Source organism: Streptomyces sp. NPDC007157 (genome assembly GCF_040634235.1).
Taxonomy (GTDB): Bacteria; Actinomycetota; Actinomycetes; order Streptomycetales; family Streptomycetaceae; genus Streptomyces.
Map to the genome: position 1 here is coordinate 1 of NZ_JBEYFE010000039.1, position 24946 is coordinate 24946.

The 24946-nt window shown below is 71.6% G+C and carries 21 protein-coding genes; 5 read left to right on the top strand and 16 right to left on the bottom strand.

Annotated elements, in window-relative coordinates; all coding sequences use genetic code 11:
* Both ABZ642_RS42225 and nrdR read right to left on the bottom strand, forming a co-directional pair.
* Positions 1 to 230, bottom strand: a 230-nt coding sequence (locus ABZ642_RS42225) for a hypothetical protein (protein WP_360495651.1), incomplete at its 3' end; no start/stop codon positions are given.
* 164 nt (positions 231 to 394) lie between these two features.
* On the bottom strand, positions 395 to 946 hold the full coding sequence (gene nrdR / locus ABZ642_RS42230; RefSeq protein ID WP_360495654.1) for a transcriptional regulator NrdR: 552 nt from the start codon (positions 944 to 946) through the stop codon (positions 395 to 397).
* 504 nt (positions 947 to 1450) lie between these two features.
* Between nrdR and lexA the strand changes: the two genes are divergently transcribed.
* Entirely contained in the window at positions 1451 to 2230 is a 780-nt protein-coding gene (lexA, locus tag ABZ642_RS42235; RefSeq protein ID WP_089104346.1) for a transcriptional repressor LexA, read from the top strand.
* 152 nt (positions 2231 to 2382) lie between these two features.
* Here the strand turns inward: lexA and ABZ642_RS42240 are convergent, their stop codons facing one another.
* The 4 genes from ABZ642_RS42240 to ABZ642_RS42255 form a co-directional block, all read right to left on the bottom strand.
* On the bottom strand, positions 2383 to 4359 hold the full coding sequence (locus ABZ642_RS42240) for an ATP-dependent DNA helicase (RefSeq protein ID WP_360495657.1): 1977 nt from the start codon (positions 4357 to 4359) through the stop codon (positions 2383 to 2385).
* Between the two features lie 261 nt (positions 4360 to 4620).
* Entirely contained in the window at positions 4621 to 5325 is a 705-nt protein-coding gene (locus ABZ642_RS42245; RefSeq protein WP_360495817.1) for a GNAT family N-acetyltransferase, read from the bottom strand.
* 669 nt (positions 5326 to 5994) lie between these two features.
* Positions 5995 to 8073 carry an IucA/IucC family protein gene (locus tag ABZ642_RS42250; protein WP_360495660.1) on the bottom strand — a complete coding sequence of 693 codons (2079 nt, stop codon included), beginning with the start codon at positions 8071 to 8073 and terminating at the stop codon, positions 5995 to 5997.
* A 390-nt stretch (positions 8074 to 8463) separates the two neighbouring features.
* Positions 8464 to 10302 (bottom strand): diaminobutyrate--2-oxoglutarate transaminase family protein, encoded by a 1839-nt coding sequence (locus tag ABZ642_RS42255; protein ID WP_360495820.1) that lies wholly within the window; start codon positions 10300 to 10302, stop codon positions 8464 to 8466.
* A gap of 440 nt (positions 10303 to 10742) precedes the next feature.
* Between ABZ642_RS42255 and ABZ642_RS42260 the strand changes: the two genes are divergently transcribed.
* Positions 10743 to 11960 carry a hypothetical protein gene (locus tag ABZ642_RS42260; protein ID WP_360495663.1) on the top strand — a complete coding sequence of 406 codons (1218 nt, stop codon included), beginning with the start codon at positions 10743 to 10745 and terminating at the stop codon, positions 11958 to 11960.
* Positions 11961 to 12133: 173 nt separating this feature from the next.
* On the opposite strand, the gene hflX is transcribed toward ABZ642_RS42260, so the two are convergent.
* From hflX to miaA, 6 genes are all read right to left on the bottom strand, one after another.
* Positions 12134 to 13627: a GTPase HflX gene (hflX, locus tag ABZ642_RS42265; RefSeq protein WP_360495666.1), complete on the bottom strand. Its 1494-nt coding sequence runs from the start codon at positions 13625 to 13627 to the stop codon at positions 12134 to 12136.
* A gap of 179 nt (positions 13628 to 13806) precedes the next feature.
* Positions 13807 to 15288 (bottom strand): M1 family metallopeptidase, encoded by a 1482-nt coding sequence (locus tag ABZ642_RS42270; RefSeq protein WP_360495669.1) that lies wholly within the window; start codon positions 15286 to 15288, stop codon positions 13807 to 13809.
* Positions 15289 to 15356: 68 nt separating this feature from the next.
* The gene (locus ABZ642_RS42275) at positions 15357 to 17474 is read right to left on the bottom strand and encodes an HD domain-containing protein (protein ID WP_360495672.1); all 2118 of its coding nucleotides are present in this window, start codon (positions 17472 to 17474) and stop codon (positions 15357 to 15359) included.
* A 295-nt stretch (positions 17475 to 17769) separates the two neighbouring features.
* Positions 17770 to 18633: a diaminopimelate epimerase gene (gene dapF, locus ABZ642_RS42280; protein WP_360495675.1), complete on the bottom strand. Its 864-nt coding sequence runs from the start codon at positions 18631 to 18633 to the stop codon at positions 17770 to 17772.
* 239 nt (positions 18634 to 18872) lie between these two features.
* Positions 18873 to 19379, bottom strand: a complete 507-nt coding sequence (locus ABZ642_RS42285) for a hypothetical protein (RefSeq protein WP_360495822.1) — start codon at positions 19377 to 19379, stop codon at positions 18873 to 18875.
* 106 nt (positions 19380 to 19485) lie between these two features.
* A complete protein-coding gene (gene miaA / locus ABZ642_RS42290; RefSeq protein WP_360495678.1) occupies positions 19486 to 20424 on the bottom strand; it encodes a tRNA (adenosine(37)-N6)-dimethylallyltransferase MiaA in 939 nt (312 codons plus the stop codon).
* 179 nt (positions 20425 to 20603) lie between these two features.
* Between miaA and ABZ642_RS42295 the strand changes: the two genes are divergently transcribed.
* Positions 20604 to 20906 carry a hypothetical protein gene (locus ABZ642_RS42295; protein ID WP_360495681.1) on the top strand — a complete coding sequence of 101 codons (303 nt, stop codon included), beginning with the start codon at positions 20604 to 20606 and terminating at the stop codon, positions 20904 to 20906.
* 33 nt (positions 20907 to 20939) lie between these two features.
* Complete coding sequence (locus ABZ642_RS42300) at positions 20940 to 21212, top strand: antitoxin (RefSeq protein ID WP_360495683.1); 273 nt, start codon at positions 20940 to 20942, stop codon at positions 21210 to 21212.
* 165 nt (positions 21213 to 21377) lie between these two features.
* Here ABZ642_RS42300 and ABZ642_RS42305 read toward each other — a convergent pair whose 3' ends face one another.
* From ABZ642_RS42305 to ABZ642_RS42315, 3 genes are all read right to left on the bottom strand, one after another.
* Positions 21378 to 22085, bottom strand: coding sequence for a class III extradiol dioxygenase subunit B-like domain-containing protein (locus ABZ642_RS42305; RefSeq protein ID WP_360495686.1), 708 nt, complete (start codon positions 22083 to 22085; stop codon positions 21378 to 21380).
* A 100-nt stretch (positions 22086 to 22185) separates the two neighbouring features.
* Positions 22186 to 23715, bottom strand: a complete 1530-nt coding sequence (gene miaB, locus ABZ642_RS42310; RefSeq protein WP_360495689.1) for a tRNA (N6-isopentenyl adenosine(37)-C2)-methylthiotransferase MiaB — start codon at positions 23713 to 23715, stop codon at positions 22186 to 22188.
* Between the two features lie 206 nt (positions 23716 to 23921).
* Complete coding sequence (locus ABZ642_RS42315; protein WP_360495692.1) at positions 23922 to 24047, bottom strand: hypothetical protein; 126 nt, start codon at positions 24045 to 24047, stop codon at positions 23922 to 23924.
* Positions 24048 to 24120: 73 nt separating this feature from the next.
* Here ABZ642_RS42315 and ABZ642_RS42320 point away from each other — a divergent pair, with 73 nt between their 5' ends.
* The gene (locus ABZ642_RS42320) at positions 24121 to 24741 is read left to right on the top strand and encodes an SDR family oxidoreductase (RefSeq protein WP_360495825.1); all 621 of its coding nucleotides are present in this window, start codon (positions 24121 to 24123) and stop codon (positions 24739 to 24741) included.
* Between the two features lie 64 nt (positions 24742 to 24805).
* On the opposite strand, the gene ABZ642_RS42325 is transcribed toward ABZ642_RS42320, so the two are convergent.
* Positions 24806 to 24946 (bottom strand): hypothetical protein, encoded by a 141-nt coding sequence (locus tag ABZ642_RS42325; protein WP_360495695.1) that lies wholly within the window; start codon positions 24944 to 24946, stop codon positions 24806 to 24808.

Sequence of the window (24946 nt, forward strand, 5' to 3'; positions counted from 1 at the left end):
ATGTTGACCGCGTTCACCGACCAGAAGTCGGGGAACTCGACGCCACGCTGCTCGAAATTGACCGAGCCGTCGCGCCAGTTGGTCATGACGACGTCACGGCGCTCCCAGCTCACCTCGTCGTACGGATGCACGCCGGGGGTGGTGTGGATGCGCTCGATACGCAGCCCCTTGGTGGCCTTGGTGCCCTTCGCGCGGGAACTCCGTGCCGGACCGCTCGCCGTCTCTGTCATGCCGCCTCCCTCTACGGGCAAAAACGCCCTGAAATGCCACGATGTTCCCGTGACACGCTGTTCTGTACTGACGCCGCGGGCACCCTCAGCTGCCACCCGCGACAAGTCCTGGATCGCCGTCCGGCAATCGGATCCGGGTCCTCCCCCCGGTTCCGGTCCGCCCGTCAGCCGGCGAGATGGACGGGCTCGGGCGCCCCGGTGGTACCGCCCGGCCCGCGATCGTCCTCCTGGCTCCCCGCTCCCGCGTCTTCGTCGTCCGCGACGGGGTCCTGCGCCACCTGCCTGAGCTCCGCGATCGCGGCCTCGAAGTCCTCGAGCGAGTCGAAAGCCCGGTAGACGGAGGCGAATCGCAGGTAGGCGACGAGGTCGAGCTCCTGCAACGGGCCGAGTATGGCCAGCCCCACGTCATGGGTGGTCAGCTCGGCACTTCCGGTGGCCCGCACCGCCTCCTCGACCCGCTGGCCGAGCTGGGCGAGTGCGTCCTCGGTGACAGGTCGTCCCTGGCACGCCTTGCGCACGCCGTTGATGACCTTGATACGGCTGAATGGCTCGGTGACTCCGGACCGCTTCACCACCATGAGCGAGCACGTCTCCACGGTCGTGAAACGACGGGAGCAGTCAGGGCACTGGCGGCGCCTGCGGATCGACGTGCCGTCATCGGTCGTACGACTGTCGACCACACGGCTGTCGGGGTGCCTGCAGAAGGGGCAGTGCATGATCTCCAACCCTCCTCACAGCAGACTCAATGGCCTCGCTGGACCACCCGGGCCCTACGAAGCAGCCCCAAGCATAGGCGATCTCAGAAGCACCGGAGACCCGGGGGACCACAACTTGTGGGCTGCTGTAGCAATCCAACCACTAGATGTGGTGATTGGCTGATACATCGCCAGGTTGCGCGTGTCGCACACGTACCGCTACGGCGGATACGGAGATACCGTGGGCGCCGCACGGAGGTCACGTGCGACTCCGGCGCAGATGGGGACGGTCGTCCCGGTCGGCGAGGCTCCGGATGGCAGACTGGGCACACCCGCAAGGCCATCAGCCCGGCGGTGAAGAGTACAACAATGGGACCTTTTGTCCGCTGGGTACCGCGTGAGCCATACACCCAGACATGTGATCGCGTACGGTGATCCGCGTTTTTTCACTCGAACGTGTGTTTGGCGCAACCTTTCGAAAGCAACTACCGTTGTCCAGCAGGGAGACCATCGAGAGGGGCCGACGTGACCACGACCGCAGACAGTGCCACCATCACCGCCCAGGACCGCTCCCAGGGCCGACTCGACCCGGTGCATGCCATGAACGAAGCCGTGAATCCCGAGGGGCACAAGCGCTCCCTACCGGGCCGACCTCCAGGCATCCGGGCAGACAGCTCGGGCCTCACCGACCGGCAGCGCCGGGTGATCGAGGTGATCAGGGACTCGGTGCAACGGCGGGGCTATCCGCCGTCGATGCGAGAGATCGGCCAGGCCGTCGGCCTGTCCAGCACGTCCTCGGTGGCGCACCAGCTGATGGCACTGGAGCGCAAGGGCTTCCTGCGCCGCGACCCGCACCGCCCGCGCGCGTACGAGGTACGCGGCTCCGACCAGGCCGTGAGCGTGCAGCCCACGGACACCGCCGGTAAGCCCGCCGCGTCGTACGTCCCGCTGGTCGGCCGGATCGCCGCCGGTGGCCCGATCCTCGCCGAGGAATCGGTCGAGGACGTGTTCCCCCTCCCTCGGCAGCTGGTCGGCGACGGCGAACTGTTCGTGCTCAAGGTCGTCGGTGACTCCATGATCGAGGCCGCGATCTGTGACGGCGACTGGGTCACCGTCCGCCGCCAGCCGGTCGCCGAGAACGGCGACATCGTCGCCGCCATGCTCGACGGCGAAGCCACCGTCAAGCGCTTCAAGCGCGAAGACGGCCATGTGTGGCTCCTCCCTCACAACGCGGCCTACGAGCCGATCCCCGGCGACGACGCGACCATCCTGGGCAAGGTCGTCGCGGTGCTGCGGCGCGTGTGACGCCTGCGGCGGGCGGCCATCCCGCCCGCCCTTCGATCGGGCCCCGGGACCCCTGCGCCGGTTCCGGGGTCTTGTACTGTCCGGACCCCCGGCGGCCGCCTCTTCGGATCGCGGGTTAGCCTGACCCGGCCCCGGGTCAGGCTAACCCGCGATCACTCCGTCTCCGCCTGCCGAGCCACCGCGTCGATGGCCGCCAGCGACTTCCGGACCTGGTTACGGTCCGTGGTGAACCAGAAGTCGGGCAGTGACGACTTCAGATAGCCGCCGTACCGCGCGGTGGCCAGCCGCTGATCGAGTACGGCGACCACTCCCCGGTCCCCCGACGCCCGGACCAGCCGGCCCGCGCCCTGGGCCATCAGGAGCGCGGCGTGAGTGGCGGCGACCGCCATGAAGCCGTTGCCACCGGCGTCCTCGACGGCCTTCTGCCGGGCACTCATCAGCGGGTCGTCCGGGCGCGGGAACGGGATCTTGTCCATGACGACCAGCTGGCAGCTGGGGCCCGGGACGTCGACGCCCTGCCACAGCGACAGCGTGCCGAAGAGACAGGTCCGGGGGTCCGCCGCGAAGTTCTTGATCAGCTCGCCGAGGGTCTCCTCACCCTGCAGCAGTATCGGGAATTCGGGGATCCGGACGCGCAGCTCCTCGGCGGCCTGCTGGGCGGCCCGCATCGAGGAGAAGAGGCCGAGGGTGCGGCCTCCGGCCGCCTGGATCAGCTCGGTCAGTTCGTCGAGCATGTCGGCACGGTCACCGTCCCGCGCGGGGCGCGACAGGTGCTTGGCGACGTAGAGGATGCCCTGCTTCGGGTAGTCGAAGGGGGAACCGACGTCGACGCCCTTCCACTGAGGAAGGTCGTCGCCCTCGGTACCCTCGGGGGCGAGACCCAGGGATGCGCCGACGCCGTTGAAGTCCCCGCCGAGCTTGAGGGTCGCCGAGGTGAGAGTGACCGAACGGTCCGCGAAGAGCTTCTCCCTGAGCAGGCCCGAGACGGACATCGGGGCGACCCGCACAGAGGCGCCGAAGCGGTCGTGGCGTTCGTACCAGACGACGTCCCACTCGGAGCCGTTCACGATCCGCTCCGCCACGTCGTGCACGGTCTCCACCGAGGCCAGGGCCTGCTTGCGGACCGCGTCCTCGTCCTGGACCGACTTGTCGCGGGTCGTGCCGATCGCGGAGATCACGGTACGGGCGGCGTCCCTGAGGGCCGCCAGGGCGTAGCCGAGATCCTCCGGGATCTCCTCCAGACGGCCCGGCAGGGCCAGCTCCATCAGCCGCTCGAAGCCCTCGGCGGCGGTCTGGAGCTGGTCGGCGGCCTTCTCGTCGACCAGCTTGGCGGCGCGCCGGACCGCACGGTTGACCTGGCCCGCGGTGAGTTCGCCGGTGGCGACGCCGGTGACCCGCGAGACCAGCTCGTGCGCCTCGTCCACGATCAGCACCTCGTGCTGCGGGAGCACCGGGGCACCTTCGATGGCGTCGATCGCCAGCAGCGCGTGATTGGTGACGACGACGTCCGCGAGCTTGGCGCGCTCACGGGCCGTCTCGGCGAAGCACTCGGCGCCGTAGGCGCACTTGGACGCACCCAGACACTCCCGGGAGGAGACCGAGACCTGGGCCCAGGCCTTGTCGGAGACGCCCGGGGTGAGGCCGTCACGGTCACCGGTCTCGGTCTCGTCCGCCCAGTCCCGCAGTCGCAACAGGTCCTGACCGAGCTTGCTGGTCGGCGCCGCCGCCTCGAACTGGTCGAAGAGGCCCTCCTCCTCGTCCTGCGGCACGCCCTCGTGCAGGCGGTGCAGACACAGGTAGTTCGACCGGCCCTTGAGCATCGCGAACTCCGGGCGGCGGCGCAGCAGCGGGTGCAGGGCGTCGACGGTGCGCGGCAGGTCCCGCTCCACGAGCTGTCTCTGCAGGGCGAGGGTCGCCGTCGCCACGACGACCCGCTCGCCATGCGCCAGCGCGGGCACCAGATAGCCGAGCGACTTTCCGGTGCCGGTGCCGGCCTGGATCAGCAGATGGGATCCGTCGTCGATCGCTTCGGCGACCGATTCGGCCATGGTCACCTGGCCGGGGCGCTCCGTACCGCCGACAGCTGTGACAGCGGCATGCAGGAGTTCAGGGAGTGAGGGCTTCGTCATAGCGCGACCACCCTACGGCCCGGCACTGACAATCGGGCGATCAAGGCGGGGACGAGGGGCGGGATCACGCGAGGTGCTCCTGGGCAGGTGGGCTGAGGAGGAGTTGCGAAGAGGCTGCCAAGGGAAGGGCAGGCCAGGGGGTTTGCCCGTGTCGTTTCCTTCCGGGTGGCCGGGAAGCGGGTTGTTCCGAATTCTTCCGCGTGACCGGGAACTTGATCGGCGGCCGCTTCGTACTACATGTGTACGCGCCATCACTCAGCGCTACATCAGATGACGTAGGGACCGGTCTCGGATCATGAGGGCGGCCCGTTTGGCAGGCAGGTCGACCTCGGCGGCGTAGCGGAAGCCCGCGCCGAGGAAGGCGGCCACGGAGGGGGTGTTGCGAAGATCGGGCTCCGCGACGACGCGCGCACAGGCGGGGCGGTGATCGAGTACCAGATCGGCCACGGCTCTGAGCAAGGCGGACCCCAGGCCACGCCCCCGGTCGGCGGCATCGCCGATGAGGACGTGGACTCCGGTGTCGTGCGGGCGGGCCGGATAGTGGCGGGCGAGCGGGTCCAGGTCGGCCCGGTAGATCTCCCAGTAGCTCATCGGGGTGCCGTCGAGACTGCCCAGGCAGGGCACGCTGCGTCCGTCTCCCTCGAGCTGGCCACGCAGATGATCCTCCGTCTGCGCCCGTGAGCCGGCCAGCTGCCAGAACGCGGCCACGGCGGGGTCGTTCATCCAGCGGCTGATGATCGGCAGGTCGCGTTCGACGTGGACGGGCACGAGGTGGAAGGCGCCGACGGGGGTCTCGGTGGGGCCCCAGGTGGCCGGCTGATCGAGCAGGTCGAGCGTGTCCAGTGGGCCGAGCGGGTCTTGGTGGAGCGGGGTCGGTCGGGCCTGAGCGTGCGGAGCCGGTCGGACGTCGGCATGCGGGGTCGGTCGGTCAGGAGTGTGCGGGCTCGGTCGGTCGTGGCCCAGCAGGGTCGGTTGTCCATGACCGAGCGGGGTCTGTCGATCGTGACTGAGCGCGGCAGCTCGTTCGTCGTCGACCGCGGCGGCTCGGTCGTGTCCGAGTACGGCAGATCGGTCATGCCCGAGCGCAGCGGCTCGGTCAGGGTCGAGTGCGGGGGCCTGCGACTCGGTGGTCGGGGCGGCGCGAGTGCCGTCCGGGGCGGGCGGTGCGGGCGGCGCGGCCGGTACGGGCAGTCCTCCACCGCCGTTGTCGGGGCCAGGTGTCCCGCCCACGTCGGTGTGGACCGTCGTACCGGGATCGGGGCCGGTCGTCTTCCCGGCGAAGAGGGCGAGGAGATCGCCGGGCAGGCGGAGGTCCAGGGTGTCCTCGCAGTCCCGGGTGTCCTCGGCGGGACCTGAGCGGCCGGGGTGGACGGGGTGGACCGGTACGGGGCCTGCGTCGGCGCTCGCGTCGGTGGGAGGCATGGTGCGCTCCTCTCAGGAGACGAGGTGGGTCATGTTCCTCGGTCGGTGAGGTGAATGGAGGTCGGTGGTTGGAGGGCGGTGGATGAAGGGCGGTGGATGAGGGGCGGTGGATGAGGGGCAGTGGGTGGGGTCAGTGGTCGGAGGCCGGTGAAGGTCGGGCGGTGGGCGGGAGGGCCGGTGATGAAAGTCGGCGTGGACGGGGCGGTCGGACGGTCAGGAGTGGAGGGGGTTGGTGATGGTGACGTAGACGGACTGGGTGTCGACCGGGCCGACGAGTTCGTCGAGGCCGTGCAGGCGGGTCAGCAGGTTGGCCTTGCAGCGCAGGACGGGTGAGTCGAGCAGGCGGCCGGGGAGGGAGGTGCGCAGCCGGGCGGGTCCGGAGGCCGCGTCGGTGAGGAACCGGCGGAAGGCCGCGAGCAGCAGGCGCTCGTCGGCGAGCCGCTGGGAGCCGAACGCGCCGATCAGACCGAGCACGTTGTTGATGCCGAGGTAGTAGGCGAAGCGTTCGTCGGTGACCTCGTCGGAGACGAAGGTGTCGCTGTGCTCGCCGACGCCGGGCAGCCGGGCGTCGAGTTCCGCCCGCCGGGACTCACGGAAGTAGTAGCCCTGGTTGTCACGGTAGCGCCCGCCGGCGGGCCAGCCGTCGGCGTCCAGCAGGAGCAGGGTGTTCTGCTGGTGTGCCTCCAGGGCGATACCGGCCTCGCCGTCGAGCCAGAGCACCGGGCGGACGACCTGCTCCAGGTAGCGCAGGAACCACTCGGCGCTGACGGCGCCGACGGGGCGGCCGGTGCGTTCGGCGAGCCGGGCGACCACCAGGGCGAGCCGGGACCGGTACGGCCGGGGACCGCCGTTCGCCGCCGGGGCGTCGAGGGGGACGGGTGCGACCAGTCCGGCGAGGCAGGACACGTCGGCGGCGGGGGTGAACGGGTTGTGCCTGATCATCACGTCGAGTCCGGGCACGGGTCGGCCGTCCTGGCCGTCCACGGCCAGCCAGGCGGGGTCGCGCACGATGTCGAAGCCGGGGTGGGCGGCCTGCCACTGCTTGGCGAGGCCGGAGCGCAGCAGGCGGTGCATCTCGACGCCGCGGTGGAGTTCCTTGCGGAGGTTCTCCCGGCGGGAGTTGGTGATGCGCAGGCCCAGCGACAGCTTGAGCATGGCGGGAGCGCCGGTGCGGTGCACGGTTCGTACGGAGGAGGTGGGATGCCAGGGGACGCCGAGGGGGCCCAGGTCGCGCAGGAGTCCGGCGTCGAGCAGGGCGGCGGTCGTCTCGCGGTGGCGGGCCTCACGGGCCTGCCAGGGGTGCAGGGGCAGGGCGGCGGCAAAGCCGTCGGGCAGGGGCAGAGCCGTGCCGGCCAGGCTTTCCATGAGGTGCGGCGCGGGGACGGGGCGGCCACGCTCCGTCCAGGCGGAGTCGGTGGCGAGGAGGGAGGAGGCCACCGCCATCCAGTGCAGGGGGAAGGAGCCGCGCAACTCCGGTGAGTAGAGCCGGGCTTCGGAGTCGGTCAGGCCCTCGCGGCTCTTCGGGGTCGGGTGCAGTGGATGCCCGAGGAGGAGGGCCTGCTCGGCGCCGAGAAAGCGGTCGGGGCCGTCGGCGGGGTGGGCACGCCGATCCGCGATGAAGGTGACCGTGCGGCGCAGGGAGTCGGCGACCCGGGCCACGAGGTCGCCGGCGTAGGGGACGGCCTGGGTGCGGGGGGCGCCTTCGGCGAGGCGGGGTTGGCCGTCGGGTTGGAGAGGGCCGCCGTTGAGGCGGAGGGGACTGCCGTTGGCTTGGTCGACGACACCCCCGCCCGGACCGGGGCTGCCGTCGACCTGAACGTGGCTGCCGTCGACCTGAACGGGGCCGCCCGACGGCCGACCCACCGTGCCCCCAGCCGCTCCCGCCGTCTCCCGGCTGAGCAGGGCCGCAAGGGTGAGCGCGTCGACGGGCGGGGCGGTATCGGGGGTGCCGGCCAGGCGGGGTGGGCCGAAGCGGTGCCAGCCGGTCGGGGACCAGTGGCGGACCGGAGTGATCAGGGCCGTACCGCTGGCCGGCAGCGGGATGCGGAGGGTGCCGGTGCCGGGCGCGGGGAGGTTCGTCTCACGTGTCCAGCAGCGCAGCAGGTTCTCCACGGCGGCGGCCTGGGCGGCGATGTGCGGGTCGGGGTGTTCCAGAAGGTCCCCGGTGTCGTCCCGGGACCGCTCGGGCGGGAATGTGCGGCCGCGTTGCTGGGGAACCGACTCGGCGAGCGGAACGGGGCGTCCCTGTGGGCCTTGGTCTCCGTGGTCGTCGGGGGCGGGGGTGGCGTTCAAGGGGGTTCCTCAGGGGCTCGGGCGGTGCGGGGTCGGCCGGTGGCCGTCGGCCGTCGGGTGCGGCGAACTCGGCTGTCCAGGGGGTGAGTCGGGTGCCGGCTGTCCTTACGAGAGAGGTGTGGACGATGTGGGGTGTCATGCGCGGCCCGGTCGGGCCGGGTGATTCGGTTCGGGCCCACCGGGCGACTGCTTCGGTGCGGCGGCGCCGGGCCGGCGGCCTGCTCACGGCGGTCCGACAGCGCCCCGGGGGCCGGCCTGCCGACCGCGGTCCGGTGGGCGGGCGCCTTCCGGTTGGTCCGGCGGGTGGGTTCGCTGCGGGCGTTGTGTTCGCCTCGGTCGCCTCGGTCGCCTCGGGCACGGTGGCCGGTCGGTCCGTTCCGAATGGGTGGGCTAGCCGGCCGGCTCCTTGCCGCCGCTCGGTCGGCGGGGCGGCCGTACGCCGTGGGCGGCCGGGTCACGGGCCACCGCCGCCACGGCGTCGGCGAGGCGGTCCAGGACGGCGGCGGCCTGTTCGTCGGTGATGGTCAGCGGCGGCAGGAGTCGGACGACACCGGCGTGGCGGCCGCCGAGTTCGACGATCAGCCCGCGTTCCAGGCATGCGCGCTGCACGGCGGAGGCCAGTTCGGGAGCGGCCGGGTGCGGACGGCGACGGCCCGCGCCACCGTTCCACCTGCTCACCGCGCCACCGTCCCACCCGCTCACGGCACCGCCGTCCCGCCCGCTCACCGCGCCACCGTCCCACCCGCCGCCGGGTACGGCACCGCCACCCCACCCGCCGCCGAGTACGGCACCGCCGCCCCTGCCCTCTTCGCCCATGGCACTGCCGCGCCCGCCGCCCTCGCCCACAGCACCGCCACGCCCACCGCGCCCACCGCCCCAGCCGTCCGTGCCCACAGCACCTTCGCGCCGGCCGACCCCGCTCACAGCACCGCCGTCCGAGTCGCCTCCGTCCACGGCACCGCCCCGCATGTCCACCGCCCTGCCCCTACCGGAGCCCCGGACCTCACCGTCGTGCGGGGCCTGCGCATATCCCTCGCCCTCCCACGCGGCCTGCGCGTACCCGTCCTGCGCGGCTCCCGGGCCCTGCTCCCCCTCCGGATCCACCAGTTCCACCCCGATCATCAGCCCCCGCCCCCGCACGTCGCCCACGCACGCGAACTCCTCCTGGAGGCCTCGCAGCTGGGAGAGCATGCGGGAGCCGAGCAGACCCGCGCGTTCGGCGAGGCCGTTCTCCCGGACGTGGGCGAGGGTGGCCGTGCCGGCGGCCATGGCGAGTTGGTTGCCACGGAACGTGCCGGCGTGGGCGCCGGGTTCCCAGACGTCGAGGTCGTCGCGGTAGACGACGACGGCGAGAGGGAGGCTGCCGCCGATGGCCTTGGACAGGACCATCACGTCGGGGGTGACCCCGCTGTGCTCGACGGCCCAGAAGGCTCCGGTCCTGCCCACCCCGGTCTGGATCTCGTCCGCGATGAGGGGGATGGAGCGGTCGGCGGTGAGCTGCCGCATCCGCCGGAGCCAGTCGTCGGGCGCCGGGATCACCCCACCCTCGCCCTGGACGGGTTCGAGGATCATCCCGGCGGGCAGCGGGACGCCGGACTTGGGGTCGTCGAGGACGGACTCGGTCCAGCGGGCGGCGAGTTCGGCGCCGCCCGGGCCGCCGACGCCGAAGGGGCAGCGATAGTCCTGGGGGTAGGGCAGCCGGGCGACCCGTACATCGCAGGCCCCGCCGGAGGCGGCCAGCGCGCCGCTGGTCATGCCGTGGTACGCGCCGGTGAAGGCGAGGATGCCGGTGCGGCCGGTCGCGGCCCGGACGAGTTTGAAGGCGGCTTCGACGGCGTCCGTCCCGGCGGGTCCGCAGAACTGGACGCGGGCGCGGTCGGCGAGGCCGGGCGGCAGGGTGCGGAACAGCTCGGTGATGAAGGCGTCCTTGACGGGGGTCGCCAGGTCGAGGACGGAGAGCGGGGCGCCGGAGTCGAGGACTTTGCGGATCGCCTCCAGTACGACCGGGTGGTTGTGGCCGAGCGCGAGGGTGCCGGCGCCGGAGAGGCAGTCCAGGTAGCGGCGGCCGTCGGCGCCCTCGATGGTCAGGCCACGGGCCCGCACCGGCACGATGGGGAGGGCGCGCGCGTAGGTCCGCGCCCGCGACTCGCGCGCCGACTGGCGTCTCAGGATCCCCTCGTGCGCGGCGCGCGCTCCTCCGAACGTGTCCCCGGTCACCGACTCCGTCACGGCCACGGCTCGCTGTCCTCCCCGCTGTCCAGAGGCGAGTTGATCGGCGGGCACCGGGCACAGGCAGCGGGACCCCCACCGCTACCAACCCCGGACCGGCCGGTGGGTTACGGGTTGCCTCAAGATCCTTGCCTTGCCAAAACCAACGGCCACCGACACCGGCCCCCCGTTCGGCACACCGTGATACATGCCGATCGTCGTCTGGTACCGGCGGCCGCACGCTCGCCCCCCGGCCGGAACCCAGCGGGCGGAACCCAGCGGGAGCTCCCCCGTCCGGGTCAGCGCGGTTTGACGAGGCCAGCGGGGTCCGAGTGACGGGAGCGCGGGGACGGCCGCACCGGACCGCCCGTAGCGAAACCGTTGCCCTTCCATGGGCGGGCCCGCACAGCGAGCGCATAGTGTGACGCCCAAGTTCCTTACCAACAGGGGGAGTCACCAGCATGCGATCCATCCGGCCGTCGTTCACCCTTCGAAGGGGCGCGCCCCGGGCGCTGGCGGCCGTCGCCCTCGCTTCGGCGCTGGCGCTGACCGCCACCGCCTGCGACAGCTCCGGCGACGACAACGCGGGCGGCCCGGCGTCCGCGTCCGCCACGGCCGACACCGGCGACGGCAAGATCAAGATCCCGGACGACATCAGGAACAAGCTCAAAGAGCACGGGATCGACATCGACAAGTGGAAGCACGGCGCCTGGAAGAACTGGGACAGGGACGACTGGCTGCGCGAGGCCAACGACTTCATCAACCCCATCATCAAGGGCCTGTGGAACCCGGACCGGATGCGGGACGCCAACGACCCGGACAAGGACAAGGGCGTCGACGACAACGACCTCTCCGGTGACCAGGGGGTGACCGACCCGACGCCGGAGCCGGTCGAGGCGAAGGCCGTGCGGCCGACGTATCACGCCAACGCGGCCACCGCCGGAAAGGTCTTCTTCGATTCCCCCGAGGGCACGATGGTCTGCTCGGCGACGGTCGTCGAGGACCCGGCGCACCCGGGCAGGTCCAACCTGGTGTGGACGGCGGGTCATTGCGTGCACGCCGGCAAGAACGGCGGCTGGTACCGGAACATCGCGTTCGTGCCGTCGTACAACGACCAGGGGCTGACGGGCACGGCGCTCACACAGGCAACGCGCTCCCAGATCGCGCCGTACGGCGTCTGGTGGGGTGACGGGGCGCAGACCTCGCAGCAGTGGATCGACCAGGGCGGGGAGACGGGCGGCAACGGTGCGTCGTACGACTACGCGGTGATCCATGTGACACCGGAGCAGGGCAGTGGCGGCAAGTCCCTGGAGGAGACGGTCGGTTCGGCGCTTCCGGTGAACTTCGACGGGCCGGCCGTGCCGAAGGTGTCGAGCATCACGGCCACCGGGTATCCGGCGGCGAAGCCGTACGACGGGTCGTTGCTGTACCAGTGCGCGGACAAGCCGGGGCGGCTGTCGGTCGACGCGTCGGCGCCGACGATGTACCGGATCGGCTGCACGATGACCGGTGGGGCGTCGGGTGGCGGCTGGGTGGAGACGGGGGCCGACGGCAAGCCGGCGCTGGTGTCCAACACGTCGATCGGGCCGGTGAGCTCGGGGTGGCTGGCCGGTCCTCGGTTCGGTGATGTGGCCAAGGGTGTGTATGAGGGGGTCAGCAAGGAGTTCGCTGACCAGTGAGGGCGGTGCGTGTCGCCTTCGCGCCGTGGTGCACCGGGGGGCGTCGGCGGCGAACTCGCCGTCGTGGTTGATCGCGCGGTTCCCCGCGCCCCCAGATAGCGGTTCTCCGCGCCCCCAGATAGGTGAAAGGCCCGCCCCCTTGAAAAGGGAGCGGGCCTTTCACCTACGCACTATCAGGCAGCCGGCGTCGGGACGTACGGCGTCAGTTCCGCCGCCAGTTCCTCGTGGACCCGGACCTTGAGCAGGGTGCCCTCGGCGGTGTGTTCCTCGGAGAGCACCTCGCCCTCGTTGTGGGCGCGGGCGACCAGCTTGCCGTGGGTGTAGGGGACGAGCGCCTCGATCTCGACCGACGGGCGGGGCAGCTCGTCGTCGATCAGGGTGAGCAGCTCCTGGATGCCCTTGCCGGTGCGGGCCGAGATCGCGATGGACCGCTTCTCGTTGCGCAGCAGCCGCTGGAGGACCAGCGGGTCGGCCGCGTCCGCCTTGTTGATCACCACAATCTCGGGTACGTCGGTGGCTCCGACGTCCCTGATCACCTCGCGCACGGCGGCCAGCTGCTCCTCCGGCACCGGGTGTGAGCCGTCGACCACGTGCAGGATCAGGTCGGCGTCGCCGACCTCCTCCATGGTGGAGCGGAACGCCTCGACCAGGTGGTGGGGCAGGTGGCGCACGAAGCCGACGGTGTCGGCCAGCGTGTAGAGGCGGCCGCTCGGGGTCTCCGCGCGGCGGACCGTCGGGTCCAGGGTCGCGAACAGGGCGTTCTCGACCAGGACACCGGCGCCGGTGAGGCGGTTGAGGAGGGAGGACTTGCCGGCGTTGGTGTAGCCCGCGATGGCGACGGACGGCACCTTGTGGCGCTTGCGCTCCTGGCGCTTGATGTCGCGGCCGGTCTTCATCTCCGCGATCTCCCGGCGCATCTTCGCCATCTTCTCGCGGATCCGCCGCCGGTCCGTCTCGATCTTGGTCTCACCGGGACCACGGGTGGCGAGGCCGCCGCCCGAGCCGCCGCCCATCTGCCGGGACAGCGACTGACCCCAGCCTCGCAGGCGCGGCAGCATGTACTGCATCTGCGCCAGCGCGACCTGCGCCTTGCCCTCTCGGGACTTGGCGTGCTGGGCGAAGATGTCCAGGATCAGGGCGGTCCGGTCGATGACCTTGACCTTGACGACGTCCTCCAGCTGGATCAGCTGGCCCGGGCTCAGCTCACCGTCGCAGATGACGGTGTCCGCGCCCGTTTCGACGACGATGTCGCGCAGCTCCAGGGCCTTGCCGGAGCCGATGTAGGTGGCCGCGTCGGGCTTGTCGCGGCGCTGGATGACACCGTCGAGCACCAGCGCGCCCGCCGTCTCGGCGAGGGCGGCCAGCTCCGCGAGGGAGTTGTCCGCGTCCTGCACGGTGCCCGTGGTCCACACCCCGACCAGCACGACCCGCTCCAGGCGGAGCTGTCGGTACTCGACCTCGGTGACGTCCTCGAGTTCGGTGGAGAGGCCCACCACGCGGCGCAGGGCCGCGCGCTCGGAGCGGTCGAACTGGTCGCCGTCCCGCTCTCCGTCGATCTCGTGGCTCCAGGCGACGTCCTCTTCCATCAGGGCATCGGCCCGAAGACCTTCGGGGTAGTCCTGCGCGAGGCGCCTGGTGTCCTGGGAAGGGGAAGAAGAGGAGGTCATTGGGTCCTTACGTCGATGGGGATGCCGAAATCGGCGTTCACTTGCTCAACGTACGAGTACCCCGGGAGATTCCCCGCGACCCGTACCGCGCCGACCTCATGATGGTCGCACGGTACGCACCGTCCCGGCACCGTGTTATTCCGGGGGCCGCCCCGCTTGTTCCGGGGGCCGCCCCGCCGTCACTTCTTGGAGTGCCTGGCCGGGGCCGGGACCTGCTTCCAGTCCGGGTGGCCGGGCATCGGCGGGGTCTTCTCGCCGTACAGCCAGGCGTCGAAGAAGCCGGTGAGGTCGCGGTTCGCGATCGACGAGGCCAGCTTCACGTAGTCGGCGGTGGTGGCGGTGGCGTCCCTGTGGCGCTGCACCCAGATCCGCTCCAGGCGCTCGAAGGCGGGCTTGCCGATCTCCTGGCGCAGGGCGTAGAGGGCGAGGGCGGCGCCGTCGTAGATGTTGGGGCGGAAGATACTGATCTTCTGGCCGGGGTCGGGGGCCTTGGGCAGCGCGGGCGGTCCGCCGGCGGCGCGCCAGCGGTCGGAGGCGCCGTAGGCGGCCTTCATGCGGTTGATCATGGGCTGGTGGCCCTTCTCCTCCGCGTACAGCGACTCGTACCAGGTGGCGTGGCCCTCGTTCAGCCAGACGTCGGACCAGACGCGTGGGCTGACGCTGTCGCCGAACCACTGGTGGGACAGCTCGTGCACCATGATCGACTCGATGTACCACTTGGGGTACGCGGGTTCGGTGAACAGGTTCTTCTCGAAGAGGGAGAGGGTCTGGGTCTCCAGCTCGAAGCCGGTGGACGCCTGTGCCATGAGCACGCCGTAGGTCTCGAAGGGGTACGTCCCGACCTTGCTCTCCAGCCAGGCGATCTGGTCCGGAGTCTTGGCCAGCCAGGGTTCGAGGGTCTTGGCGGCGGCGCTCGGGACGACGTCCCGGACGGGCAGGCCGTGCGGGCCGGTGCGGTGCAGTACGGCGGAGCGGCCGATGGAGACCTGGGCCAGTTCGGTGGCCATGGGGTGCTCGGTGCGGTAGGTCCAGGTGGTCTGCCGGCCGACCCGGGCGGACTCGGTGGGGAGGCCGTTGGCGACGACGGTGTATCCGTTCGGGGCGGTGATGTGGAAGGTGAACATCGCCTTGTCGGACGGGTGGTCGTTGCACGGGAAGACCAGGTGGGCGGCGTCGGCCTGGTTGGCCATGGCCAGCCCGTCGGTGGTCCGCACCCAGCCGCCGTCCTGGCCCTTGGCGGCCACCGGGTCGCTGGTGTGCTTCACGGTGATCCGCGTCCAGCTGCCCTGGCGCAGCGGCTGGTCCGGGGTGACGACCAGGTCCTCACCGGCGCTGCCGAAGGCGGCGGCCCTGCCGTCGACCTCGACGGACTCGACCTTGCCGTGCGCGAAGTCCAGGTTGATCCGGTCCAGGTCGGTGGTGGCCCAGGCGTCGATGGTGGTGACGGCCTGGAGCGGCTTGTCGTTGCTGCCGGGATAGGTGAAGGAGAGGTCGTACGACGCCACGTCGTACCCCGGGTTGCCGAGGTACGGGAAGAGCCGGTCGCCGATGCCCAGCGGCGCCGGCGGGGCGCTCGCGCCGAGCAGGGCGACGGAGACGGCGGAGGCGAGCAGGGCGGTGTGCCGGCGCCGGGGCCGACGGGCGCGGAGGGTGAGCGACATGAACCACCGCTACCAGCGCGCTCCCGGCCCATGGCGACGCCGCGCGCCCGATCCACTCGAACGGGTACCTACTGGTGTTGCGCTCGGTCGACGTCGTACACCCCGGCCACGTTGCGCATCGCGCGCATGAGGGCGGGCAGGTGGGCCGCGTCGGGGAGCTCGACGGTGTAGGTGTGGCGGACCCGCTGCTGGGTGGGGGGTTCGACGGTCGCCGAGACGATCTCGGCGCCCTCCTGGGCCATCGCCTCGGTGAGGTCGGCGAGCAGATGCGGGCGGCCGAACGATTCGGCGACCAGGGTGACCCGGCAGGCGGTGCTGTCGCCCCAGCTCACGGCGGTCTCGGGGCGCCCGGTGCTCTTCATGTGCGCCACCGCGGCGCAGGCCACGCGGTGCACGGTGACCACTCCCCCGCGCACCGCGAAGCCGGTGACCTCGTCGGGCGGTACGGGGGTGCAGCAGCCGGCCAGCCGTACGGTCGCGTCGGGCCGGTCGACGACCACGGCGCTGGCGGTGCGGGGCGTGGCGGCCTGGGGCTCCGGGATCGGGCGCGTGGGTACGGCCACGGGGGCGTGGGGCTCTTCGGTGCTGTCCGGGTGGGTGGCGAGCCAGCGCTGGATGGCGATGCGCGCGGCGGGCGTGTGGGCGTGTTCCAGCCACTCCCGGGAGGGTTCGGAGGCCGGGTCCTGGCCCATCAGCAGCTGGACGGTGTCGCCGTCCTTGAGGACGGTGCTGAGGGTGGCGAGGCGGCCGTTGACCCGGGCGCCGATGCAGGCGTGCGCGTCCTCGCCGTACTGGGCGTAGGCGGCGTCGACGCAGGTGGCGCCCTCGGGCAGGCCGAGGGTGCCGCCGTCGGGGCGGAAGACGGTGATCTCGCGGTCCTGGGCGAGGTCCTCGCGGAGGGTGGACCAGAAGGTGTCGGCGTCCGGTGCGGCCTTCTGCCAGTCGAGGAGGCGGGAGAGCCAGCCGGGTCGGGTCGGGTCGGCGCGCTCGCCGTCGGCCGGGGCGTCGGAGACGGGTGCGTCGGCCGCCGGGGCGTAGGGGTTGCCGAGGGCGACGACACCGGCCTCGGCGACCTTGTGCATCTGGTGGGTGCGGATGAGGACTTCGGCGACCTGTCCGTCGGCGCGGGCGACCGCGGTGTGCAGCGACTGGTACAGGTTGAACTTCGGTACGGCGATGAAGTCCTTGAACTCCGAGACGACCGGGGTCAGACAGGTGTGCAGTTCGCCGAGTACGGCGTAACAGTCCGCGTCCTCGTTGACCAGCACCAGCAGCCGGCCGAAGTCGGCGCCGCGCAGTTCGCCGCGTTTGCGGCTGACGCGGTGCACGGAGACGAAGTGGCGTGGCCGGATGAGGACTTCGGCGGGGATGTCGGCCTCGCGCAGCACCCCGCGCACCTCGTCGGAGATGTCTGCGAGGGGGTCGTCCGCGCGGGCCGCGTTCTCGGCGATCAACTCCCTCGTGTGCGCGTACTCCTCGGGGTGCAGGATGGCGAAGACCAGGTCCTCCAGTTCGGTCTTCAGCGCCTGCACGCCGAGCCGTTCGGCGAGCGGGATGAGGACGTCACGGGTGACCTTGGCGATGCGCTCCTGCTTCTCGGGGCGCATCACGCCGAGGGTGCGCATGTTGTGCAGACGGTCGGCGAGCTTGATCGACATCACCCGGACGTCGCTGCCGGTGGCGACGAGCATCTTCCGGAACGTCTCGGGTTCGGCGGCGGCCCCGTAGTCGACCTTCTCGAGTTTCGTCACCCCGTCGACCAGATAACGGACCTCCTCGCCGAACTGTTCCCGCACCTGGTCGAGGGTCACATCGGTGTCCTCGACGGTGTCGTGGAGCAGAGAGGCCGTCAGGGTCGTGGTCTCGGCGCCGAGTTCGGCGAGGATCAGGGTGACCGCGAGGGGGTGGGTGATGTACGGCTCGCCGCTCTTGCGCATCTGGCCGCGGTGCGAGGACTCGGCCAGGACGTAGGCCCGGCGCAGGGGTTCGAGGTCGGCGTCGGGGTAGTGGGCGCGGTGCGCCTCGGCGACATGGCCGATGGCGTCGGGCAGCTTGCCGCGGGCCGCGTTGCCGAGGAGCGCGGCCCGGCCGAGCCGACGCAGGTCGATCCGGGGGCGGGCCTTCCTGCGGGCCGCTGTGGGCACTACAGGCCCGGGCGTCGCAGGGTTCGTGGCCTCCGCACTCATGGGCACCTCCGGCTCGTGGACCGGCGGACGGGGCCCCAGGGCATACATGGCTCAGGGATTGGTGACGTTCCCCCGTCCGTGCCGGTGCTTGATGCTACCGAGCCCAACACGCCCGACTGACCGCCTCTCGCCGAGCGTGAAACGGATCACCCATTCGAGCGACGATTTGGAGGTTTACGATTTTGCGCCACCTGTTCGGGGGGTGGCCGACGTTTCTCGCCACCGAGGGCAACGCGGGCCGTGGATCCGGGTGTTGTGAGACGCCCCGGACCACGGTTCATGACGTCCGGCCGATTCAGCGCGCGGCGTTTTCCAGCCATTCGGCGTCGATCTCGCCCTCGGCAACGATCACGGCGGGACCGGTCATCTCGATCTCGCCGTCGGGTCGTTCGGTGATGACGAGGCGTCCGCCGGGCACGTCCACGGTGTATGTCGCCGGGGTTCCGGTGACGGCGGGGTCGGCGCCGTCCCGGCGGGCGGTGGCCACGGCGACGGCGCAGGCGCCGGTGCCGCAGGACCGGGTCTCGCCGGAGCCGCGCTCGTGCACGCGCATCGCGACGTGGCCAGGGCCGCGGTCCACGACGAACTCGACGTTGACCCCTTCGGGGTAGGCCGAGGGCGGGCTGAAGGGGGGCGGGGTGTAGAGGTCGCCCGCGTGCGCGAGATCCTCGACGAAGGCGACGGCGTGCGGGTTGCCCATGTTCACGTTCCGGGCGGGCCAGGTGCGGTCGCCGACGCTCACCGTGACGTCGCTCTCGGGAAGGCGGGCGCGGCCCATGCCGACCGTGACGTCGCCGTCCTTTGCGATGTGGACGGTCTTCACACCGCCGCGGGTGGCGACGGCGAGGTCGCCCTCCGTGACGTGACCGGCGTGCTGGAGGTAGCGGGCGAAGACGCGGACGCCGTTGCCGCACATCTCGGCGATCGAGCCGTCGCCGTTGCGGTAGTCCATGAACCACTCCGCGTCGGTGGCCATCCCCTTGGCCTCGGGGTGCGCGGCGGACCGGACGACGTGCAGCACGCCGTCGGCGCCGATGCCTGACCGGCGGTCGCACAGGGCGGTCACGGCGGCCGGGGTGAGGTCCAGGGCGTTGTCCGGGTCCGGGACGATCACGAAGTCGTTCTCGGTGCCGTGGCCCTTGAGGAAGGGGATGCTCATTCTTCGAGGGTAAGGGAGGGGAGCGTGGTGGTTCGGCTGCGGGCCGGTGCGGGGAGCTGCTCGCGCTCAGGCGGCGGAGCCGCATGTCGACACAGCCCGCGCCCCTGACGGGCGATCCGGTGAGCGCGGTCGTATCTCGGCGCAGCCGCGGCGCCACACGTCTCTCGGCGCAGTCGGGCCACTCGCCGCTCGGCATAGTCGCGCCACTCGCCTCTCAGGGCAGTCGCGCCACACGCCTCTCAGCGCAGTCGGGCCACTCGCCAGACGGCCAGGACGACCACGAGCGCCACCAGGACCACGTACCCGATCACCACGCGCCAGTCGGGCCTGCGGTCCGAGCCCCTCGCCGGGAAGCCCGGCAGGGTGTAGCCCACCCGACGGGCCGCCATCATGCCCCAGCCCGCCGCGCAGGAGCAGATGAGCAGGCCAAGCATCGCGATCACCGCGCCGCTGTCGCCGAAGTCAAAGGCCAGCGGGAAGGCGAACATCAGGGAGCCCACCGCGGCCAGGCCCACGATCGGGGCCAGCTGCCACAGGCGCAGACGGCGCTGCGGGCGGAGCTCGACCTCGACCTCGGGGCCGCTGGTGAACATCTCCTCCGGCTCGGGGCCGTCGGCGGTCACCCCGCCACCCACCGTGTCGTCCGGACCGTCCGGCGTCAGTCGGTCCTCGCCCTCGTCCGGATCACCCGGTGCCACGGCGACGTGCTCGGTGTCTTGTGCGGTGTCGCGAGGGCCGGCCTCCATCGCCACGCGCCCTCCCAACTAGGACTCCACTTGCGATCGAAGCTCGATGATGGCACGGCGCCGGAGGCCTCGATGACCGGTGGCGCATCCCGATGCCATGACGTGATCAGGCTGTGACCGGTCGTTCGAGCAACGCCAGGGCCAGCCGCGGAAGTTCCTCGCGGTCCGCCGCGGCCCCACTCAACCAGTGCACCCGGGGGTCGCGCCTGAACCATGAATCCTGACGGCGCGCGAAGCGCTTGGTGGCACGGACGGTCTCGGTCCGCGCTTCCGCTTCCGTGCACTCCCCGGCGAGCGCCGCGAGGACCTGCTGGTAGCCGAGCGCACGCGACGCCGTACGGCCCTCGCGCAGCCCGTGCGCCTCCAGGGCGCGCACCTCGTCCACGAGCCCGGCCTCCCACATTCGGTCGACGCGCAGCGCGATGCGCTCGTCTAGTTCGGGGCGTGCCACGTCGACGCCGATCTGGACGGTGTCGTAGACCGAGTCGTGGCCCGGGAGGTTGGCGGTGAAGGGCTGGCCGGTGATCTCGATCACCTCCAGGGCCCTGACGATACGGCGCCCGTTGCTGGGCAGGATGGCACGGCCGGCCTCGGGGTCGGCGGCGCACAGCCGGGCGTGCAGGGCGCCGGAGCCGCGCAGCGCGAGTTCCTCCTCCAGACGGGCCCTGACCTCGGGGTCGGTGCCGGGGAACTCCAGGTTGTCGACGGCGCCGCGGATGTATAGCCCGGAACCGCCGACCAGGATCGGCCAGCGACCCTCGGCGAGCAGGGCGTCGATGCGGGCGCGGGCGAGTCGCTGGTACTCGGCGACGGAGGCCGTGACGGTCACCTCCCAGATGTCGAGCAGGTGGTGCGGGACCTCGGCGCGCTCCTCGGGCGTCAGCTTGGCGGTGCCGATGTCCATCCCCTGGTACAGCTGCATGGAGTCGGCGTTGACGACCTCACCGCCGAGCCGTTGGGCCAGAAAGACGCCGAGGTCGGACTTTCCGGCCGCGGTGGGGCCGACGACGGCGATGACACGGGGGGCGAGGGGTGCGCTGCTCACCGCACCAGTCTCGCAAACCTCGGCGGCGGGTCTCGAACGAGTTACGTGACAGTCCGTGTCCGGCTTCGTTGCCCGTTGCGAGATTCCCGCCGCCGGCGAGAGGCGGTGACCGGGGTGGCGCAAACGGACGCACCGGGTCACGCGGGATTTCGCTCGCACGAGTAACGTATGGAGTGGATATGGGCGTTTTTGCACGATTCCTCGGGAAGAAGCCGAAGGCCACGGAGGAGCCGGACACCGAGGCACCGGCCGCTGCCGAGCCGGACGGGTCCGCGGCGGAGGATGCGGCGGAGACCGCGGCGGAGGAGACGGCCGGGGCCTCGGCAGTGAAGGCGCCGGGCGAGGACGGCGACGGAAGCGTGGAGGCACGGACGGAACCGGAGCCCGTCGCGGGGACCGTTGCCGAGAGCACCGAGATCCCGAAGCAGCAGTCCGCCAAGGAGGCCGCCGACAACGAGGTCGGCGAGGGCGCCCGCACATAGCGGCCCGCGAGGGAAGCCATAGGGAAGGTAGCCATGGGTCTTTTGGACAATTTGAAGGCCAAGATCGCCCCGGCCAAGGACCGGGTCTCTGATCTCGCGCACCAGCACGAGGACAAGATCGACAAACTCCAGCACGGCATCGACAAGGCCGCGCGGGTCGTCGACGAGAAGACCAAGGGCAAGTACAGCGACAAGATCCAGACGGGTACGGGCAGGGCCAAGGAGGCCATGGACCGGTTTGTGCACCCGGACGCGACCGACCCCACCGCGCCGACCCGGCCGAACGACCCGCCACCGGCTCCCTGAGCCGGGCGGACCACGCGGATCGGCGGACGGTCGAGAGTCACCCGACTCCCGGCCGTCCGCCGATCCGCGAGGCGGTCGGGCCAGGGCAGGCCGGGTCAGGTCAGGTCAGGTCAGGTCAGGTCGTGACGGAACAGGCCAGGTCAAGTCAGGTCAGGTCGGGTCAGATCAGGACCAGGTCGCCACGAGGTAGCCCACGCCGTACGGCGCGTCGTCGTGGAGCAGCGCCCCGGCGAGGCCCGCGCCCTCGGCCGCGCCGGCCAGGACCTGCCAGGGAGCCCGGCCCGAGGCCTTGAGCTGGTACGCGAGCTCCACGTCGAGGGCCCTGATCGCCGCGAGGTCGGCGGTGCCGAGCGCGCGGGCCGCCTCGGCGTCGAAGGGTGCCGCCCGCTCGTCGAGGTAGCCGGGCGCTTTGAGGGTACGGCGGGCGCTGGCGTCGCCCATGACCAGCATCGCCACCCGTGCGGCCCGGCCGGCGATCTCCCGGCCGGTACGCACGCACCGCTCGGCCTCCAGGGGCTCGCCCACGCCCAGCCCCTCGATGGGCGCGTCGGCCCAGCCGGTGCGCTCCAGCAGCCAGGCGCCGACGGCGAGGGAGGCCGGCAGCTCCCGCTCACCGGCCTCGCCGCTTCCGAGCTGTACGTCGACGTCGACGCCGAAGCCGCCGAAGGAACCCCGGCTGCCCTGCGGGAACACGCCCCGCCCGGACTGCTCGGCGGGCCCGACCACCACCAGCAGGTCGGGCCGCGCTGCGGCGAGCACGCCCAGCGCGTCCGCGCAGGCGGCTCGGACGGTGTCCAGCTCGGGGGCGGCACCCGCGGCGACCTCGGGCACGAGGAGCGGCGGGCAGGGGCAGACTGCTGCGGCGACAAGCATGATCGGCAGGGTAGCGGCGACGGCCGCCCGAGGTCAGACCCCGATCGGGGCATCACCCGGGTCGGTCGAGGCGAGGACCGGCACGGCCGGCCTGTTCGCGTCAGTCGAGGCCGCAGCCGCTTCCCGAGGCCACCGGCAGCGGCTCCGGCACGCCGATCTTCGGCAGCCCGAGCAGCACGCCCGCCGGCTTGGCCGCCTCGGCGGCGTTGCGCTTCTCCCAGGCGTCGCCCGCGCGGGTCCGGCGCACGTCCAGGACGGCGCCCTCGGCGAGGAGGTGGTGCGGGGCGGCGTAGGTGATCTCGACCGTGACGACGTCGCCGGGGCGGACCTCCTGGTCGGGCTTGGTGAAGTGGACCAGGCGGTTGTCGGGGGCGCGGCCGGAGAGGCGGTGGGTGGCGCCGTCCTTGCGGCCCTCGCCCTCGGCGACCATCAGTTCCAGGGTGCGGCCGACCTGCTTCTTGTTCTCGTCCCAGGAGATCTCCTCCTGGAGGGCGACGAGACGCTCGTAGCGCGCCTGGACGACCTCCTTGGGGATCTGGTTCTCCATGGTGGCGGCCGGGGTGCCGGGCCGCTTGGAGTACTGGAAGGTGAAGGCCTGGGTGAAGCGGGCCTCGCGGACCACGTGCATGGTCTGCTCGAAGTCCTCCTCGGTCTCGCCGGGGAAGCCCACGATGATGTCCGTCGTGATCGCGGCGTGCGGGATGGCGGCCCGGACCTTCTCGATGATCCCGAGGTACCGGTCCTGCCGGTACGAACGGCGCATGGCCTTGAGCAGGGTGTCCGAACCGGACTGCAGCGGCATGTGCAGTTGCGGCATCACGTTCGGCGTCTCGGCCATGGCGGCGATCACGTCGTCGGTGAAGTCACGGGGGTGCGGGGAAGTGAACCGGACCCGCTCCAGGCCTTCGATGCTCCCGCAGGCGCGCAGCAGCTTGCTGAAGGCCTCGCGGTCGCCGATGTCGGAGCCGTACGCGTTGACGTTCTGGCCGAGCAGGGTGATCTCGGAGACGCCCTCGCCGACCAGAGCCTCGATCTCGGCGAGGATGTCGCCGGTGCGCCGGTCCTTCTCCTTGCCGCGCAGCGCCGGCACGATGCAGAAGGTGCAGGTGTTGTTGCAGCCGACGGAGATCGACACCCAGGCCGCGTACGCGCTCTCGCGCCGGGTCGGCAGCGTGGAGGGGAACGCCTCCAGCGACTCGGCGATCTCGACCTGCGCCTCCTCCTGCACCCGGGCGCGCTCCAGGAGCACCGGCAGCTTGCCGATGTTGTGCGTGCCGAAGACCACGTCGACCCAGGGGGCCTTCTTCACGATGGTGTCGCGGTCCTTCTGCGCGAGGCAGCCACCGACCGCGATCTGCATGCCGGGGCGCTTCGTCTTCATCGGGGCGAGGCGGCCGAGGTTGCCGTAGAGGCGGTTGTCGGCGTTCTCCCGGACGGCGCAGGTGTTGAAGACGACGACATCCGCGTCGCCGTCGGCGCCCTCGGGGGCGCGGACGTAGCCCGCCTCCTCCAGCAGCCCGGACAATCGCTCGGAGTCGTGGACGTTCATCTGGCACCCGTAGGTGCGGATTTCGTACGTTTTGGATGAACGAATGTCCACTGCCGGGCTCCGGTCGCTGCTGATGGTCATGGCTCAAGGGTAGGCGGTGCCGAGAGCACCTCGTCGCGGGCCGGCTCCCGCGGCCGGCGCGGGAACGGGGTCATCGGGAACCGTGCGAAGGCGGGACGGGTGTGGGGGCTGTCGTCTCCCCGACCGCCGGTTCGGAAGGCGTGGCGACGCAACAGCAGGAAGCCGCCGAACCGGCTGCCGAGTGCGATCCCGACGCAGAAGTCGGTTCAGGACGCCGGTTCGGGCCAGACAGCCATCGCGTACTCGGCCACGTGCCGCAGTTCCTCCGTGGTCGCCCCGTCCCGCGCCTGCTGTGACATGCCCTGGACGACGGCGCCGAAGTAGACGGCCAAGGCCCGGGTGTGGGCCCCTTCGGGGAGCGCCCCCCGGGCCTTGGCGTCCTTCAGCCTCTCCTCGAAGGACCGGATGTTCGCCGCCCTGCGGGTGCGCAGGTCCCCTCGACGTCGGCGGTTGGGCCGGGCCGGTGACGTGGAGACCCTCTGGGAGAGCTACGACAGCCAGGTCCTGGAATTCTCCGGCAGCACCGACCTCGACATCCTGGTCAACAACGCCGGCATCACGCCGCGCGGCGAGATCGAGGAGACCACGGCCGAGGCGTTCGACGAGGCCGTCGCCGTCAACATGCGCGCACCGTTCTTCCTCGCGCAGCAGGGACTCGAGCGCCTGCGGGACGGCGGCCGGATCATCAACACCTCGTCCGGAGCGACCCGTATCGCACTCACCGACATCATCGCGTACGCCATGACCAAGGGGGCCGTCGACGCCTTCACCCGCACCCTCGCCAAGGCGCTCGGCGGTCGCGGCATCACGGTCAACTCGGTGGCGCCCGGCATCATCGACACCGACATCAACGCCTCCTGGCTGCGCGGCAACACCGCCGCCGAGGAGTCCGCGGCGGCACTCTCGGCGCTCGGCCGGGTGGGCCGCCCCGAGGACGTCGCCGACGTGGTCGCCTTCCTCGCCTCCGACGACGCCCGCTGGGTGACCGGGCAGGTCATCGACGCCACCGGCGGTTCCCAGCTCTGACCGGCGACCAGCTCTCCCGGACGGGACTCGGCGGCCGGCGCCGATCTCTTCCCGGGGACTCCGCCTACCGCGTGCCGGCCGCCGACCGCATCCCGGCCGTCGGCCGCAGCGGCGGTCCGCGTCCGATCGTCCAGGACGGCCCGAGAGCGTCCAGGACGGGCCGGGAGACGGCGGACACCGCGGCCTCGCCCGGCACCTGCCGCAC

Excerpts from the sequence above, each read along its gene's own strand:
- nrdR (WP_360495654.1), bottom strand. The coding sequence starts at position 946 with ATGCACTGCCCCTTCTGCAGGCACCCCGACAGCCGTGTGGTCGACAGT.
- ABZ642_RS42240 (WP_360495657.1), bottom strand. The coding sequence starts at position 4,359 with ATGACGAAGCCCTCACTCCCTGAACTCCTGCATGCCGCTGTCACAGCT.
- ABZ642_RS42260 (WP_360495663.1), top strand. The coding sequence starts at position 10,743 with ATGCGATCCATCCGGCCGTCGTTCACCCTTCGAAGGGGCGCGCCCCGG.
- hflX (WP_360495666.1), bottom strand. The coding sequence starts at position 13,627 with ATGACCTCCTCTTCTTCCCCTTCCCAGGACACCAGGCGCCTCGCGCAG.
- ABZ642_RS42270 (WP_360495669.1), bottom strand. The coding sequence starts at position 15,288 with ATGTCGCTCACCCTCCGCGCCCGTCGGCCCCGGCGCCGGCACACCGCC.
- ABZ642_RS42275 (WP_360495672.1), bottom strand. The coding sequence starts at position 17,474 with ATGAGTGCGGAGGCCACGAACCCTGCGACGCCCGGGCCTGTAGTGCCC.
- dapF (WP_360495675.1), bottom strand. The coding sequence starts at position 18,633 with ATGAGCATCCCCTTCCTCAAGGGCCACGGCACCGAGAACGACTTCGTG.
- ABZ642_RS42285 (WP_360495822.1), bottom strand. The coding sequence starts at position 19,379 with ATGGAGGCCGGCCCTCGCGACACCGCACAAGACACCGAGCACGTCGCC.
- ABZ642_RS42295 (WP_360495681.1), top strand. The coding sequence starts at position 20,604 with ATGGGCGTTTTTGCACGATTCCTCGGGAAGAAGCCGAAGGCCACGGAG.
- ABZ642_RS42300 (WP_360495683.1), top strand. The coding sequence starts at position 20,940 with ATGGGTCTTTTGGACAATTTGAAGGCCAAGATCGCCCCGGCCAAGGAC.
- ABZ642_RS42305 (WP_360495686.1), bottom strand. The coding sequence starts at position 22,085 with ATGCTTGTCGCCGCAGCAGTCTGCCCCTGCCCGCCGCTCCTCGTGCCC.
- miaB (WP_360495689.1), bottom strand. The coding sequence starts at position 23,715 with ATGACCATCAGCAGCGACCGGAGCCCGGCAGTGGACATTCGTTCATCC.
- ABZ642_RS42320 (WP_360495825.1), top strand. The coding sequence starts at position 24,121 with ATGTTCGCCGCCCTGCGGGTGCGCAGGTCCCCTCGACGTCGGCGGTTG.